The following is a 15,107-nucleotide window of genomic DNA, read 5'->3' on the forward strand; positions in this document are numbered from 1 at the left end:
CCGCCGCTGGGCCGGGCCGGCCCGCAGAGCTGAGGGCCGGGCCGTGGTCGCCTCCCCCCGTGCGGAGGCGACCACGACCCGGCGGTCACGCGGACGGCGTCCGGCCGGTCGCGCTCACCAGCGGCATCGGCAGCCGGCGCCCGGCCTCCAGGCGAACGGCCGAACTCGTTCCGGTGACAGTGTCCGGGGTCACGTGAGCGGCCACGCAGGCACCCCCGCCCGCGGCGGGCCTACCGTGGACCCGGCACGGCGGGCATGAGGGAGGACGAACGTGGACCACGAGCACGGCGGCATGGGGTCGATGCACATGCCGGAGCTCCCGCCGACGACCGCCCGGGTGCTCGGGCTGGACCTCGGCGCGGCCTCGCCGGTCGCCTGGCTGGCCGTGCTGCTCGCCGCCGCCTACCTGGTCGGTCTGCTCCGGCTGCGGCAGCGGGGGATCACCTGGTCACCGCTCCGGACGGCGTCCTGGCTGGCCGGCTGCGCGAGCCTGTTCTACGTGACCGCGAGCGGTCTGCAGTCCTACGGGATGGCGCTGTTCAGCCTGCACATGGTGCAGCACATGGTGCTGAGCATGATCACCCCGCTGTTCCTGCTGCTGGGTGCACCGGTGACCCTGGCGCTGCGGGTGCTGCCGGCCGCCCAGGGCCCCTCGGGCATGCCCCGGCGGCTGCTGCTGACGCTGCTGCACAGCCGGCTGAGCCAGGCGGTCGCCTCCCCGCTGTTCACCGTGCCGCTGTTCATCGCCAGCCTCTACGGCCTCTACTTCACGCCGATCTTCGACGACCTGATGTCGACGGTGCCCGGGCACACGTTCATGCTGCTCCACTTCCTGGTCACCGGGCTGCTGTTCTTCGGGCCGATCCTGGCCGTCGACCCCTGGCCGCGGCGCTCCGGGCACGGCGCCCGGATGCTCGAGCTGCTGCTCCCGGCACCGTTCCACGCGTTCTTCGGGGTCATCGTGATGATGAGCAGCTCGCTGCTGCTGACCAGCTACGCGACCCCGCCGGAGTCCTGGGGCATCGACCCGCTCTACGACCAGGGCCTGGCCGGGGGCATCGCGTGGTCCTTCGGGGAGTTCCCGACGGTCCTGGTGCTCGCGGTGGTGTTCTTCTCCTGGGTGCGGTCGGAGGAGCGGTCGAACAAGGCCGCCGACCGCGCCCGGGACCGGGCGATCGCCCGCGGGGAGAGCGGCGACGACCCGGCGCTGGTCGCCTACAACGAGCGGCTGCGCCGCATGGCGGCCCAGAACCCCTGACCGACGGCCGTCGGTGACACGGTCGCACGGGCCGGTCGGGGTACCGGAGGCCGGCGTCCGCGCCCCCTAGCCTGCTGCCGTGCCGTTCACCCTCGCCCACCCGGCGGTGGTGCTGCCGCTGCTGCGCAGCCCGCTGGTGCCCTCCGCGCTGGTCGCCGGCTCGCTGGCCCCGGACCTGCCCTACTACGTGTCGCTGCAGTGGCTCGGCGGTGACTACAACCTCACGCTGACGCACGAGCTGTCGTCCGTGCTCTGGCTGGACCCGCTCATCGGGGCGGTGCTCCTGGCCACCTTCCAAGTGCTGCTCAAGCGCCCGGTCCTCGCCCTGCTGCCGCCGCCGGCCGCCGGGCGGGCGGCACCCGCGGCCCTCGGGTTCCGCTGGCGCAGCCCGGCGGCGCTGGGCCTCATCGCCGTGTCCCTGGTCGTCGGGGCGGCGACGCACCTGGTGTGGGACGAGCTGACCCGCGCCCCGGGCGTCCCCTGGGCGCTGCGGCTGGAGGTCGCCTTCAGCGTGCTCGGCGGTGTCGCCCTGCTGTGGTGGTTGGTGCGCTGGTGGCGGGCCACGCCGCCGCAGCCGGTGCCGGACGGCGTCCTGCTGCCCCGCCGACCGCGCACCGCCCTGCCTGCGCTGATCGGCGCGGTGACGGTGCTGGCCGGAGCGGTTGCCGCAGCGCTGGAGCTGCCGGAGATCCGCGACGCCTATCAGCTGGGCGGGGCCGTCGACCGGGTCGGGGTGGCCGAGGCGGAGCTGCGGACGTTCCTGGTCGAGGCCGGCACCGCGTTCATCGCCGCGCTGCTGGTGTACGCCGTCGGCTGGCACGTGCACCGCGCCGGGACCCGCCGTCGAGCGGAGCAGGTCGCCAGGCGCTGACGTCCCCCGGCCCTGTTCGCCAACATGGCCGGGCGGGGCCGGACTGGGCGGGGACGGACGGGGCCTGGCCGGGCGGGTCAGGAGGGGCGGCGGGAGCGCGGGTGGTCGGCGGCGACGAGGGCCTCGACCAGGTCGGCGCGGGCCCGGGCGACCCGGGATCGGATGGTGCCGATCGGGCACCCGACCACCTCGGCGGCCTCGGCGTAGGGCAGCCCGATCAGCTGGGTGAGCACGAAGGCCTCCCGGCGCTCGGGCTCCAGCCGGTCCAGCACGTCCTGGGCGGCGACCGTGCCGCCCACCTCGTCGGCCGGGACGTCGCGGGCCAGGTCGGCCAGCTCGGTGTCCTCGCCGACCAGCACCAGCCCGCGCCGGGTGCGGGCGCGCAGGTGGTCGGCGCAGACCCGGCGGGCGATCGACAGCAGCCAGGTGCGCAGCGACGACCGGCCCTCGAACCGGGCGAGTGCCGGCAGGGCGCGCAGGTAGGTCTCCTGGGTGAGGTCCTCGGCCACCTGCCGGTCGGCGAGATGGGCGCACAGCCGCCACACGTCGGCCTGCGTCTCCCGGATCAGTGCGGCCTGCGCCGCGCCGTCGCCTTCGGCTGCTCGTGCCGCGAGACGTTCCAGCTGCCCCACGTCACACCCTCCGGGAACTCTGCGTCTGTCGGCGGCGACTATGCCAGCGTGAGCTGTGCAGCGTGTCGTGAGGCCGTCTCGGCCGGTCTGGACGGCGAGTCCCCGGGCCGTCCGCAGCGCTGGGTCGACGAGCACCTGGCCGGCTGCGCCGGCTGCCGTGCCTGGGCGGACGCCGCGGCCGAGGTGACCCGGCGGGCGCGGCTGACCCCGGTGGTCGCGGTGCCCGACGTCACCGCAGCGGTGCTCGGCCGGCTGCCGGCCACCGCGCCCACCCCGGCGCCGGCCACAACGGGACGGCGCCGGTGGCTGGACACCGTCGTCCGGTTCGCGCTGCTGGTCGTCGGGGCCGGTCAGCTTGCCGTGAGCCTGCCCGCGCTGAGCGGCGCCGGCACGGGGATGAGCGCGCCGGTGCACCTGGCACACGAGACCGGGGCCTGGAACCTGGGCCTCGCCGCGTGCTTCCTGGTGGTCGCCGTGCTGCCCCGGCTGGCGATCGGCTCGTTGCCGTTCCTGCTGCCGTTCACCGCCGCGCTCATCTGGGTCACCCTGTCCGACCTCGGGGCCGGGCACGTGCACGCCGGCCGGGCGGTCGGGCACCTGCTGCTGCTGGCCGGGGCGGTACTGGTGAGCGTGCTGGCGCTGCGGACCAGGACGCGGCCCACCGGCCCGGTCGGCCGGGCCCGGGACGGAACGCCGCGCCTCGTCCCGGCGATCGACGAGCCGGCGTGGGCGACGGCGGACGACGACGCCCGCCCCGACTGGCCGCGCGACGCCACCGCCACCGCCGGGGAGCGCCGCGCCGCCTGATCCGGGCAGGAGAACGGGTCGCTGAGCTGGTTGACTGCCCGCGGTGGTCAACCGGCCCGGGCCGGCACCGGTGAACGTCCAGCCCGTCGTCGAGTGCGGAGAGTGTCCACGTGGATCGTCGTCCGGCGGCTGTGCCGCTCGCCCTGCTCCTCCTGCTGGCCGGGTGCACCGGCTCGGGGGACGACGGCGACGCCCCGGCGACCTCCGAGGCCGCGTCCCGGGCGGTCGAGTGGGGGGCCTGCGAGGTCGAGGTGCCGGCCGGGGTCGAGCTGGACTGCGGCACGCTGGAGGTGCCGGCCGACCGCGAGGACCCGGACGCCGGCACGGTCACCCTGGCCTTCGGGGTGGTCCGCGCGGCGGCCGAGGAGCCGGCCGACGACCCGGTCGTCTACCTCTCCGGTGGGCCGGGGCAGGGCGCGCTGGAGTTCGTGCCCCTCGCCTTCGAGCAGCTGTACGAGCCGCTGGCCCAGGACCGGGACCTCGTCCTCCTCGACCAGCGGGGCACCGGGCTCAGCGAGCCGTCACTGGCGTGCGACGAGTACAGCTCGTGGGTCCGGGAGTCGCTCGGATCGGGCGAACCGGCCGACGAGCTGGCGGCCCAGGCGACCGCGACGCTGGCGGAGTGCCACCAGCGGCTGCTCGACGAGGGTGTCGACCCCGCCGACTACGACAGCGCCGCTTCTGCCGCCGACCTCGACGACCTGCGCCGGGCACTGGAGCTGGAGGAGTGGAACCTGTACGGCATCTCCTACGGCACGCGGCTCGCGCAGACCGCCGTGCGCGACTTCCCTGAGGGCATCCGCTCGGTGATGCTGGACGCCGCCTACCCGATCGACGCCGACCTGTACGAGGAGGGCCCGGGCAACGCCGCCGCGGCGATCGAGGCGCTGTTCGCCACCTGCGCCGCGGACGCAGCCTGCGCCGCGCGCCACCCCGACCTCGAGCAGACCGTCACCGACCTCGTCGCGCGGCTGGACGCCGCCCCGGTCCCGGTCACCGTCGTCGACCCGACGACCGGCGAGCGGGTGGAGAGCCCGCTGGACGGCGCCGGCCTGGTCGGGTTCCTGTTCCAGAGCATGTACTCCACCGAGCTGATCCCCTTCCTGCCCGAGGTGCTCGACGCAGCCGCCGACGGCGAGTTCGGCACGATCGGCCTGCTGCTGGGCGCCTCTGTGCAGCAGCTGGACCTGGTGAGCGTGGGCCAGCAGCTGTCCGTGCAGTGCCAGGAGGAGGTCAGCTCCAGCGACCGCGAGGCCGTGGCGCAGGCCGCCACCGAGCACCCGCTGGTGGAGGGCTTCTTCGCCGGCAACCCGACCCAGGGGCCCGGCGTCTTCGACGTCTGCGCCGACTGGGGCGCCGGGGAGCCCGGGCCGGGCGAGGACGAGGCGGTCAGCAGCGACCTGCCCACCCTGGTGCTGGCCGGTGAGCTGGACCCGATCACGCCGCCGCGCTGGGGCGAGCAGCTGGCCGAGGGCCTGTCGAACGCGGTGTTCGTCGAGTTCCCGTACACCGGCCACGGCTCGGTGGGCACGCACGAGTGCGCGGCGCAGCTGGTGCAGGAGTTCCTGGCCGACCCGGACGCCGAGCCCGACGTCTCCTGCGTCGAGGACGTCGAGCCCCCGGTGTTCACCGCCGAGGGCGTGGCCGTGGAGACGGTGCCCTGGGAGAGCGAGGACCTGGGCGTCTCCGGCGTCCGGCCGGAGGGCTGGGCCGAGGTGCTGCCGGGGGCGTTCCAGCAGTCGCCGCTGGTGACCCTGGTGCAGCAGGTCGCCCCGGGTGCCGCGCCCGACCAGGTGCTGCAGCAGCTGGCGGTGCAGCTGGGCGCCGCCGCGCCCCGACCGGTGGAGCAGGTGCAGACCGGGTCGCTCACCTGGGACCTGTACCGGCTCGACGACCTCGGCCAGCGGGTCGACCTGGCCCTGGCCGAGACGCCCGCCGGCCTGGCGGTCGTGCAGCTGACCAGCAGCCCGGCCCGCAGCGACGTCCTCCGGGAGCAGGTGTTCCTGCCCGCGGTGCAGGCCTTCGACCCGGGCGCCTGACCTCAGCGCGCGGCGGGCAGCGGGTCGCGGAGCACCGGGCAGGACATGCACCGCGGGCCGCCCCGTCCGCTGCCCAGCTCCGACCCGGCGATGGCGAGCACCTCGATGCCGGCCGCCTCGAGCGCGGCGTTGGTCACCGTGTTGCGCTCGTAGGCCACCGCCAGCCGGGGGGCCAGCGCCAGGGTGTTGTTGCCGTCGTCCCACTGCTCCCGCTCGGCGGTGACCGGGTCGAGGCCGGTGTCGATCACCCGCAGCCGGTCGATCCCCATGGCCGCGGCGGCCGCCTCCAGGAACGGCTGCGGGCCGCGCACCGACAGCTCGGTGGTGTCCGCGTCGTCCGGCGGCTCGTCACCGGCGGTGACCGTCCAGGCCTGGAGGGAGTCGGCGACCGCCGGGTACATGACCATCGCGTCGACGTCGACCATCGTCGCGATGGTGTCCAGGTGCATCGTCGCCCGCTCCTGCGCGATCGGGACCACGAGCACCGTGTGCGCCAGGCCCCGCGCGAACACCCGCCGGGCCAGCCGCTCGGCGCCGCCGGCCGTCGTGCGTTCGCCGACCCCGACCGCCACCACGCCGGGGGAGAGCAGCAGCACGTCGCCCCCCTCCAGGGGTTCCAGGTGCGGCCCGTAGAGCTGCTCGGTGCCGGCGAACCGCGGGTGGTGGGTGTAGAGGGCCGCGGTGAGCGCGCTCTCCCGGTCGCGGGCCGGCATGGCCAGCGAGGTGACGGCGACCTGCCCACCGACCCACACCGAGGAGTCGCGGGTGAACATCAGGTTGGGCAGCGGCGGGACGACGAACTCACCGCGCCCCATCAGCTGGTACGCCAGGCCGCGCCCGCCGCGCAGCTCGTCGTGGGCGACCCCGGCGATGAGCGCCTGGGCGAGGTCCGCCGGGGCCAGGCCGTCCAGGTGGGCGGTGGTGGCGTGCCGCAGGGTCGCCCCCAGGCGCGGGTCGTCGACGGCGGCGGTGATCACCTCCGCGCGGGCCTCGGGCACCGCCATCACCTCGGCGAGCAGCCGGTCGAGGTGCAGCACCTCGACCCCGCGCTCGGTCAGCGCTGCGGCGAACGCGTCGTGCTCCTCCTGCGCGCGGGCCACCCACGGCACGCCGTCGAAGAGCAGCTCGTCGTTGTTGCGCGGGGTCAGCCGGCGCAGCTCGGCGCCGGGCCGGTGCAGCAGCACGGTGCGCAGCCGGCCGACCTCGCTGCTCACGCCGGTGGTCGCGGTGTTCGGGGCGCTCATGCCCCGAGACTGCTGGATCTTGCTCGGCGCGGCCAGCCCGGGGGCGCCCGGCCCCGTGGTCCACTACCGGGGTGACCCCCGCCGACCCGCCTCCCGGTGGCCAGCCGCGGTGGCTGGTCGTGCTGCTCGCCGCGGGGCTGTCGCTGCTGGTGGCCGCCGTGCTGCTGCTCCTGCTGCAGCTGGTCGGGGTCGAGCAGATCGGCCTGGTCGGGTTGCTGATCGTGCTGGTCGCGGCCGCGGTGGCCGGTGGCTACGGCACCCGGGCGCTGGCGACCCGGCTGCCGTCGGTGGGGCGCCGCCGGCGCGGCTGACCGGCGGCGTGTCGCGGAGCGTGCGCCGACCGCCTGGTCAGCGGCCCGCCCGCTGGTCAGGGCAGCCTCTCCTGTCTGGTGGGCGCGGCCGCCAGGTGTCAGCCTGGGTGCATGACCCAGATGCTGGACATGCCCCAGGTGCAGGACTGCTCGGTCGACAGCTGTTCCTACAACGCCGAGCACACCTGCCACGCCGGCGCCATCACCGTCGGCGGCGACCACGCCCACTGCGGCACCTTCGTGGAGATCTCCTTCCGCGCGGGCCTCGACCGCACCGGCGTCGTCGGCGCCTGCCACCGCTCCGAGTGCGTGCACAACGAGGCACTGGAGTGCCGTGCCGCCTCGGTGCAGGTCGGCTCGGCCGCCGACAAGGCCGACTGCCTCACCTACAAGGCCCGCTGACCCCACCGGTCAGGCGACCAGCCGCTCCAGCTGGTCGGCGTCGGGCACCGGTTCGAGGGCCAGCGACGGGGTGCGCAGCGCGCCGTCGGCCATCGACAGGGCCGCGACCGGGTCGCCGTCGTCCACCAGGACGGCGCGGCCGGACGACGCCACGCCACGCAACGCGGTGAGCACCGCGTGCCGCTCCCGCGCGCCCAGGCCCTCGGTCAGGTGGTCGACCAGGACGACGGACGCGCTGCCGGTGCGCGCCTGCTCCACGGCGCCCAGGCGCGCGCCCAGGTCGTCGCCGGGCTGGGCGGTCAGCCACTGCACGCGCAGCGACGCGTGCCCCTCGGCGCACCGGGCGCTGCCCGGATCGAGGGCGGCCATCGTGGCAGCACGCGCGCCCGCAGGGCCGAGCAGCACCGTGACACCGCCGACCGGCAGTCGCAGACCCATCGCACCTCACCCTCGTCGAGTGAGGTGAGGCTGACCTGCCCGGGCGGTCGCCCGCCAACCGCTCAGCGGTGCGGCTGCTCGACCGGGGCCGGCGCCCCGTGGCCGGCGTGCGACAGCGTCTGGCGCAGCAGCGCCTCCAGGTGCCGGTCGGCGAGGGTGTAGATGACGAACGTGCCCTCGCGCCGGTTGGTCACCAGCCCGGCCAGCCGGAGCTTGGTCAGGTGCTGGCTCACCGACGTGGGCGAGGTGTGCGCGAGCTCGGCCAGGCAGGCCACCGACGTCTCACCCTGCATCAGGGCCCACAGGATGTTCAGCCGGGTGGGGTCGGCCAGCATGCGCAGCGCCTCGGCGGCCCGGCGCACCTCGTCGGGCTCGGGCATGGCGAAGCCCTCGATGCCCTGGTGACCCACGTGGCCAGGGTAGCGGGCCGCCGGCCGGGGCCGGTCGCTCCCGCCGACGGGTCACCCCGCGGGGTCACCCCGGGGCACCCGCCACTCCTCGACCGGGCGTCCGGCGACGAGGTGCTCGGCGACGACGCGGCGCACCCGGTCGGCGTCCAGCTCGCCGTACCAGGTGTCCTCGGGGTGCACCACGGCCCACGGTCCGCGGGCGCACGGGACGAGGCAGCCGGTGACCGTCACCAGGACGTCGTCGTCGCCCAGGCCGGCGGCGGCCAGCTCGTCGGTCAGCGCGGTCGTCACCCCGGCCGCGCCGAGCACCGCGCACCGCGGGCCGCGGCAGACCAGCACGTGCCGCCGGTGGGCCGGCACCCGCTCCCAGGCCGGCACGGTCAGCGGCGCCGCCGCGGTGCCCAGCCGGGTGGTCGGCCCCGCCGCCGTCCGGGCCAGCACGGCCGCCACCTCGCCGGTCGCCGCGAGTGGCTCCGCCAGGTGGACGGCGGGGGCGCCCTCCACCGACCGCAGCCAGTGGGCGACCACCCTGCGCAGCCAGGCGACCAGGTACCGGTCCGGCGGCAGGTGCGCCGGCACCAGCACGACGTCGGCGACCCCGTCGGCACGCGCTTCGTCCAGGGCGGCGGTCACCGTCGGTCCGTGCCCGTCCAGCACCGCGACCCGGGCGTCGGTGCCGGCGGCGGCCAGCTCGCTGACCGCCGGCTGCAGCGCCCCGACCGGGTCGGCGTGCAGGCCGGTGCGGGCGACCAGCAGCACCCGCCGGCTCACGGCCCGCTCGCGATCGCGACCAGCGGGCCGTCGCTGAACGGGGAGTCGACCAGCTGCCCGCGCACACCCCACACCTCGGCCAGCAACCGGGGCGTGAGCACGTCGGCCACCGGCCCGGCGGCGGCGACCCGGCCGTGGTGTAGCACCACCAGCTCGTCGCAGAACCGGGCGGCCAGCGTGAGGTCGTGCAGCGCGGCCAGCGTGGTCACCCCGATCTCACGCACCAGGCGCATGAGCTGCAGCTGCGCGGCGACGTCCAGGTGGTTGGTCGGCTCGTCGAGCACCAGCAGCTCCGGCTCCTGGGCCAGCGCGCGGGCCAGCTGCACGCGCTGGCGCTCCCCGCCGGACAGCGTCGGCCAGCTGCGGCCGGCCAGCTCGGCCACCCCGGCCCGGTCCATCGCCCGGGTCACCGCGGCCCGGTCGGCGTCGGACTCCGCGGCGACCAGGCTGCGGTGCGGGGTGCGGCCCAGACCCACGACGTCGGCGACCGTCAGGTCCAGCTCGGTGCCGGCGTCCTGCTCCATCACCGCGACCCGCCGGGCCAGCGCCCGGCGGGGCAGGGCCAGCACGTCGTCGCCGTCCAGCCGCACGCTGCCGCCGGCCAGCCGGCTGAGCCGGGCCACCCCGCGCAGCAGCGACGTCTTGCCCGAGCCGTTGGGGCCCAGCAGCCCGGTCACCCGGCCGGTGGGCACGCTGAACCCGACGCCGTCCACCAGCGTGCGCCCGCCGGCCGCCCAGGTGGCGCCCTCGACCTGCAGCGTCACGACCGGCTCCGCTCGCGGCGCAGCAGGACGAGGAACAGCGGCACCCCGACGAACGCGGTGAGCACCCCGATCGGCACCTCGGTGTCCCCGAGCAGCGTGCGGGCCAGGGTGTCGGCCCACAGCAGGAACACCGCGCCGACCAGCGCGGCGACCGGCAGCAGCCGGCGGTGCAGTGGGCCCAGCACCAGCCGGACGGCGTGCGGCACCACCAGGCCGACGAACCCGATCGACCCGGCGAGGGCCACCATCGCGCCGGTGAGCAGGGCGACCGTGCCGTAGAGCACCCACCGGGTCACCTCGACCGGCACACCGAGGCTGGACGCGGCCCGGTCGCCGAAGGCGAAGGCATCCAGCGCCCGAGAACCGGCCAGCACCACCGCGCCCAGCACGCCGACGACGGCGGCGGCCACCGCGACGGCGTCCCAGCGGGTGCCGGCGAGCGAGCCGACCGTCCACCGCAGCACCCGCCGGGCGGCGTCGCTGTCCCCGGAGGAGAGGACGACGAAGGAGGTGACCGCGTACGCCAGCTGGCCGACCGCGACCCCGGCCAGGACGGTGCGGCCCGGCGGCAGCGCCCCGCTGCGACCGGTGGCCAGCGCCAGCACCAGCACCAGCGCCAGCACCGCCCCGGCGAAGGCCGCGAGGGAGACGGCGAGCTGACCGCCCAGCGAGGTGACGCCGACGCCGAGCACGATCACCAGCACCGCGCCCACCGACGCCCCGCCGGAGATGCCCAGCAGGTAGGGGTCGGCCAGCGCGTTGCGGGTGAGCGTCTGCACCACGGCGCCGGACAGCGCCAGCCCCGCGCCGACCAGGGCCGCGCCGGCGATCCGCGGCAGCCGCAGCTGCCAGACGATGTGCTCGGTGAGCAGCGGGACGTCGTCCCGGGCGAACACCGCGCGCACGACCGTGCCCAGCGGCAGGTCCGCCGACCCGATCGTCACCGCCACCACGGCGCTGAGCACCAGCAGCGCGATCAGCGCCGGGACCAGCAGCACCGGCGACCGCGGCAGCCGGACCGTGCTGGTCGCCTGGCTGAGGGCGGTCACCGGCCGAGCGCGGTGAGCTGCTCGGCGAGGGAGACCACGCCGTCGGCGTTCCGGACGCCGGGGGTCGACTCGGTGAACGGCAGCTCCACGTACCGCTCCTCCCGGACGGCGGTCAGCGCCGACAGCGCCGGGTCGGCGGCCAGGTACCGCTTCTTCTCCTCGACCGTCGACCAGGTGGCCTCCGGGAGCACGATCACGTCGGGGTCGGCCTCGACGACCCGCTCCCAGCTGACGTCGGCCCAGGTGCCGGGCACGTCGGCGAAGAGGTTGGTCGCACCGACCGAGTCCAGCAGCAGCTGCGGCCCCCCCTCACCCACCCCGGCGAAGGGCGTGGTGTCGCCGCTGTCGTACCAGAACACGGTCAGCCCCTCGCCGGCCGTGGCGATCGCCGGGTCGGCCAGCAGCTCCTGCTGCTCGGCGACCAGCTCCTCGGCGCGTTCCGCGACGCCGAACACGCTCGCCATGTCGCGCAGCTCGCCCCAGACGTCGTCGAAGGTGACCCCGTCGGCGCCGGCGGACTCACCGGGGGTGTCCCGACCGCAGCCGAACGGGGAGACGTAGGAGGGGATGCCGAGGTCGGCGAGGTCGGCCTGCGAGCCGGCGGCGTCCCCGGCGAAGGAGGTGAGGTAGGAGCCGTAGACGAAGTCCGGCTCGGCGGTCAGCAGCGTCTCGGTGTCCGGGTACTCCGCCGACAGCACCGGGACGCTCGCGTACTCGTCGGCCCAGCGGTCGGACACCTCGTCGTCCAGGTAGGCGGTGCCGACCATCCGGTCGGCCAGGCCCAGGGCGAGCAGCACCTCGGTGGCGCCCTGGTTGATCGTCACCGCGCGCTCGGGCGGGGCCGGCACGGTGGCCTCGTGGCCGCAGCTGCTGACGGTGACCGGGAAGCCGTCGGCGTCGGCGGCCCGGGCGGAGTCGGGCTCGTCGGAGCCGCAGCCGGCGAGCAACGCCGCCGACAGGGCGACGGCCAGCCCGGCCGACCGGGTGGAGCGGGTGGACGTTGACGTGGGCATGCGGATGCAGCCGCCTTCCAGCACCTCGTGGACGGACTCGGTGCCGTGGCCGGTCTCCTGGCTCAGGGGTCGACGCGGCCGCGCCGCCTTCCCGGACCTCTCGGTCCAGTGACTGCCCGCGCGGGACGCAGGCGTGGCGCAGCAACTACCCCTTCACAGTGGCGAGGGCCGCGCCGGCATCACACCGGCTTCCCGAGCACCACGGCAGGGCGGACGCTACGAGGTGGGGCCCCGGCCTGCCAACGGCGCACCTGCGCAGCCGTGCAGGTGCGGTCGTGCTCAGTTGCGGGCAGGGGCCCCGGGCGGCGCCTGCTGGACGTCGTCGTCCACCAGCCGGGAGATCCCGGCGCGGTCGAGCACCGGCCGCAGCTGCTCGGGCAGGCCGATCAACTGCAGGCGCGCGCCGGTGCGGGCGGGCTTGCGGGCCAGGTGCACGAGCAGCTCCAGCCCGGTGGGGTCCAGCGACGTCACGTCGGTGAGGTCGGCCCGCTGCGGCCAGGCCGTCGGCGGGACCAGCAAGCGGAACCGGCGCACGGCCTCACGGTCGATGCGGCCGGAGAGGCGCAGCAGCGGACCGGTCTCGTCCTCGGTCCGGAGCACCTCACCCGAGCCGGGCTCGGGGAGGGGATCGTGGCCGATGGGCATGAGAGCACCAATACCCGGTCCGAGCTGCTGAAACGTGATCAGTCCGGCAGCACGCCGGGGCCGGCGTGCGCCAGCCGGGTCGCCCGGTCGTCGGCCACGGCTACAGTCTGCCGGTGCCCCAGCCGGACGCGAGGGACCTCACCCGGCCCGGGACGCTGGACCCCCGGCAGCGCGCCCGCGACCTGGACCGGCTCGCCGAGCACGGGGTCGACGTGCTGGTCGTCGGGGGCGGCGTGACCGGGGCGGGCATCGCCCTGGACGCCGCGGCCCGCGGGCTCACCGTCGCCCTCTGCGAGCGCGCCGACCTCGCTGCCGGCACCAGCCGGTGGCCCTCGACGCTGGGTGCCGGCCTGCGGCGCCCGGCGCGCGGGCAGGTCGGCGCAGCCCGGCAGCGGGCCCGGGAACGTGCGGTGCTGATGCGGGTCACCGCGCCGCACCTGGTCCGCCGGCTGCCCTTCCTCGTGCCCGACGTCGCCGGCCGGGACGTCAGCGCGCTGGCCGAGCTCGGCGGCCGGCTGGGTGACGCCGTCCGGGTCTCGGTGCGCGGCGGCCGCGGGTCGCTGCCCGGCACCGGCCGGGTCGGGGCGGAGGGCGTCGGGCGACTCCTCCCGGCGGTGCGACCGGGGCGGGGTGGCGTCGTCTCCTGGGCCGGGCAGCTCGAGGACGACGCCCGGCTGGTGGTCGCCCTGGCGCGGACCGCCGCTGCCTTCGGCGCCCGGGTGCTGACCGGGGTGACCGTGACCGGCGTGGACGGCGGGACGGTCGAGCTGTCGGCCGACGGCACCACGGTCGCGGTGCGGGCGGAGGCGGTGGTGAACGCCGCCGGGGTGGCGGTGCAGCGGCTGGCGCCGGGCGTCGACCTGGTGCCCCTGCGCCGGACGCACCTGGTGGTGCCGGCCGCGCGGCTCGGCCGGCCGATCGCGGCGCTCGCCGTCCCGCTGCCCGGATCGCGGTCCCGGTACGTCGTGGCACTGCCGCAGCCGGGCGGCCTGGTGCACCTGGGCGTCACCGACGAACCGGTGGGCGGCCCGGTGCCCGAAGAGGTGCCGGCGCCCGGCGACGCCGAGGTCGGCCGGCTGCTGGCGGCGGTGAACGCGGTGCTGTCGGTGCCGCTGCAGCCCAGTGACGTGGTCGGTGCCTTCGCCGGGCTGCACCCGGGCCCCGCCGACCCGTCCGGCCGGCCGGTGCCGTCCTGGGACGGGTCGGTGCTGACCGTGGCCGGCGGGGAGCTCACCACCCACCGGGCGACCGCCGCCGAGGCGGTCGACGCGGTGGTCGACCGGCTCGGCCGGGGCGCTCGCCGGTCACCCACCGCCCGGCTGCCGCTGGTCGGCGCGGCACCCGAGCGGGTGCTGGCCCGGGTGGACGCCCCGGCGCGGCTGGTGCACCGGTACGGCACCGAGGCTCCTGTGGTCGCTGCGCTCGGGGACGAGCTGGTGGTCGAGGGACGGGAGGAGACGGTGGGGGAGCTGCGGTTCGCCGTCCGGTTCGAGGGAGCGCGCACCGTGGCCGACCTGCTGGACCGGCGCACCCGCATCGGCCTGGTCACTCCCGACCGCGAGCGCGCCGTGGCGGTCGCCGGAGCGGTGCTCACCGAGGTCTGAGCCCTCGGTTCGAGTTGCCTCCTGCACCTGTCCTGCCGATAGCTCCTCCGCAGGCGCAACCGGACGTCGTCCGGTCGGGCCGTTCCGGTGCAGTCCACCGGTCGAGGACCTCGGGTGGTCCACCGACCGGAGCGCCGGCGCGGTGGGGCCGGCGTCGGTCTCCCCGCCGGCGTCGGGGAGAGGAGTGGCAGTGAGCGTGTCGAACGGGACCCCGGGTCCGGAGGCGACGACCGTCGAGTCGGTCGCCGACCTGGGCTGGTGGCTGGTCGACGGCGGTGCCCAGGTGGTGGCCGGGCCCTTCCCGACCCACGTGGACGCCGCGCTCTCCGAGGTCTCCTCCGGAGTGCCCACCGACGCCGTGGTCGCCGCCTACGGCGTCCGCCGGGACGACGGGACGCTGGCCCGGCGGTTCTCCCCGGACGACCGCGCCTTCCTGGCCCACCTGTCGGCGCAGCTGGACCGGCTGGCCGACGACTGGGACCTGCTGATCTCCGACGCCGACCCGCTCACCGGGCTGGTGTGCGAGGTCGCCGCTGCGCTCGCCGAGGCCGGCCTGCCGCTGCACGACTGCTCCGGCCGCACCTCCAGCAAGGCCCTCGGCGGGGTGTGCCTCACCCCGAGCCCCGCGCAGCAGGCGGTGATCGTCTCCTGGGCGCAGCACGACCGCATCTCCCTGGGCCAGGCCCGCGGGCGGCTGGCCGAGGGTGCGGTGCAGGACACGATGACCGCCGCGGTGGGGGAGGTGCTCGCCGCCTTCGGCTTCGTCGTCGAGGGCCTGGGCGACGCCGCGGCCCACCTGGTCCGAGCGGCCGAGGAGCATCCCACCGTCTGGGAATGACGTCCCACTGT

The 15,107-nt window shown here is 76.3% G+C and carries 17 protein-coding genes and 1 riboswitch; of the genes, 8 read left to right on the plus strand and 9 right to left on the minus strand.

Going from position 1 to position 15,107, the window contains the following annotated elements:
- Positions 1 to 271 precede the first annotated feature (271 nt).
- A complete protein-coding gene (locus tag ACJTNH_RS11650; RefSeq protein ID WP_458175775.1) occupies positions 272 to 1,258 on the plus strand; it encodes a cytochrome c oxidase assembly protein in 987 nt (328 codons plus the stop codon).
- A 79-nt stretch (positions 1,259 to 1,337) separates the two neighbouring features.
- On the plus strand, positions 1,338 to 2,129 hold the full coding sequence (locus tag ACJTNH_RS11655) for a DUF4184 family protein (RefSeq protein ID WP_458175777.1): 792 nt from the start codon (positions 1,338 to 1,340) through the stop codon (positions 2,127 to 2,129).
- A gap of 77 nt (positions 2,130 to 2,206) precedes the next feature.
- Here ACJTNH_RS11655 and ACJTNH_RS11660 read toward each other — a convergent pair whose 3' ends face one another.
- Entirely contained in the window at positions 2,207 to 2,761 is a 555-nt protein-coding gene (locus ACJTNH_RS11660) for a sigma-70 family RNA polymerase sigma factor (RefSeq protein ID WP_458175779.1), read from the minus strand.
- Positions 2,762 to 2,809: 48 nt separating this feature from the next.
- On the opposite strand from ACJTNH_RS11660, the gene ACJTNH_RS11665 reads away from it, so the two are divergent.
- Entirely contained in the window at positions 2,810 to 3,568 is a 759-nt protein-coding gene (locus ACJTNH_RS11665) for a zf-HC2 domain-containing protein (protein WP_458175781.1), read from the plus strand.
- Positions 3,569 to 3,678: 110 nt separating this feature from the next.
- Complete coding sequence (locus ACJTNH_RS11670; protein WP_458175783.1) at positions 3,679 to 5,607, plus strand: alpha/beta hydrolase; 1,929 nt, start codon at positions 3,679 to 3,681, stop codon at positions 5,605 to 5,607.
- Between the two features lie 2 nt (positions 5,608 to 5,609).
- Here ACJTNH_RS11670 and ACJTNH_RS11675 read toward each other — a convergent pair whose 3' ends face one another.
- Positions 5,610 to 6,851, minus strand: coding sequence for an arginine deiminase (locus ACJTNH_RS11675; RefSeq protein WP_458175785.1), 1,242 nt, complete (start codon positions 6,849 to 6,851; stop codon positions 5,610 to 5,612).
- 71 nt (positions 6,852 to 6,922) lie between these two features.
- On the opposite strand from ACJTNH_RS11675, the gene ACJTNH_RS11680 reads away from it, so the two are divergent.
- Positions 6,923 to 7,162, plus strand: a complete 240-nt coding sequence (locus ACJTNH_RS11680; RefSeq protein WP_458175787.1) for a hypothetical protein — start codon at positions 6,923 to 6,925, stop codon at positions 7,160 to 7,162.
- A 111-nt stretch (positions 7,163 to 7,273) separates the two neighbouring features.
- Positions 7,274 to 7,564 (plus strand): DUF1540 domain-containing protein, encoded by a 291-nt coding sequence (locus tag ACJTNH_RS11685; protein ID WP_458175789.1) that lies wholly within the window; start codon positions 7,274 to 7,276, stop codon positions 7,562 to 7,564.
- 9 nt (positions 7,565 to 7,573) lie between these two features.
- Here ACJTNH_RS11685 and ACJTNH_RS11690 read toward each other — a convergent pair whose 3' ends face one another.
- The 7 genes from ACJTNH_RS11690 to ACJTNH_RS11720 all read right to left on the minus strand — a co-directional run bounded on the left by ACJTNH_RS11690 (position 7,574) and on the right by ACJTNH_RS11720 (position 12,654).
- Complete coding sequence (locus ACJTNH_RS11690) at positions 7,574 to 8,002, minus strand: hypothetical protein (protein ID WP_458175791.1); 429 nt, start codon at positions 8,000 to 8,002, stop codon at positions 7,574 to 7,576.
- Positions 8,003 to 8,064: 62 nt separating this feature from the next.
- Entirely contained in the window at positions 8,065 to 8,412 is a 348-nt protein-coding gene (locus ACJTNH_RS11695; protein WP_458175792.1) for an ArsR/SmtB family transcription factor, read from the minus strand.
- Positions 8,413 to 8,463: 51 nt separating this feature from the next.
- Complete coding sequence (locus tag ACJTNH_RS11700) at positions 8,464 to 9,183, minus strand: (2Fe-2S) ferredoxin domain-containing protein (RefSeq protein WP_458175794.1); 720 nt, start codon at positions 9,181 to 9,183, stop codon at positions 8,464 to 8,466.
- The gene (locus tag ACJTNH_RS11705) at positions 9,180 to 9,947 is read right to left on the minus strand and encodes an ABC transporter ATP-binding protein (RefSeq protein WP_458175796.1); all 768 of its coding nucleotides are present in this window, start codon (positions 9,945 to 9,947) and stop codon (positions 9,180 to 9,182) included. Before ACJTNH_RS11705 ends, ACJTNH_RS11700 begins: the two co-directional genes overlap by 4 nt.
- A complete protein-coding gene (locus ACJTNH_RS11710; RefSeq protein ID WP_458175798.1) occupies positions 9,944 to 10,996 on the minus strand; it encodes a FecCD family ABC transporter permease in 1,053 nt (350 codons plus the stop codon). The genes ACJTNH_RS11705 and ACJTNH_RS11710 overlap by 4 nt, the downstream gene beginning before the upstream one ends.
- The gene (locus ACJTNH_RS11715; protein ID WP_458175800.1) at positions 10,993 to 12,009 is read right to left on the minus strand and encodes an ABC transporter substrate-binding protein; all 1,017 of its coding nucleotides are present in this window, start codon (positions 12,007 to 12,009) and stop codon (positions 10,993 to 10,995) included. Before ACJTNH_RS11715 ends, ACJTNH_RS11710 begins: the two co-directional genes overlap by 4 nt.
- Before the next feature lie 30 nt (positions 12,010 to 12,039).
- Positions 12,040 to 12,228, minus strand: a riboswitch (cobalamin riboswitch).
- Between the two features lie 60 nt (positions 12,229 to 12,288).
- Positions 12,289 to 12,654, minus strand: coding sequence for an STAS domain-containing protein (locus ACJTNH_RS11720; RefSeq protein ID WP_458175802.1), 366 nt, complete (start codon positions 12,652 to 12,654; stop codon positions 12,289 to 12,291).
- A gap of 113 nt (positions 12,655 to 12,767) precedes the next feature.
- On the opposite strand from ACJTNH_RS11720, the gene ACJTNH_RS11725 reads away from it, so the two are divergent.
- Positions 12,768 to 14,258: an FAD-dependent oxidoreductase gene (locus ACJTNH_RS11725; protein ID WP_458175804.1), complete on the plus strand. Its 1,491-nt coding sequence runs from the start codon at positions 12,768 to 12,770 to the stop codon at positions 14,256 to 14,258.
- A gap of 190 nt (positions 14,259 to 14,448) precedes the next feature.
- Positions 14,449 to 15,096 carry a hypothetical protein gene (locus tag ACJTNH_RS11730; protein ID WP_458175806.1) on the plus strand — a complete coding sequence of 216 codons (648 nt, stop codon included), beginning with the start codon at positions 14,449 to 14,451 and terminating at the stop codon, positions 15,094 to 15,096.
- Positions 15,097 to 15,107 lie beyond the last annotated feature (11 nt).

It is taken from the genome of Modestobacter lacusdianchii, assembly GCF_054177765.1.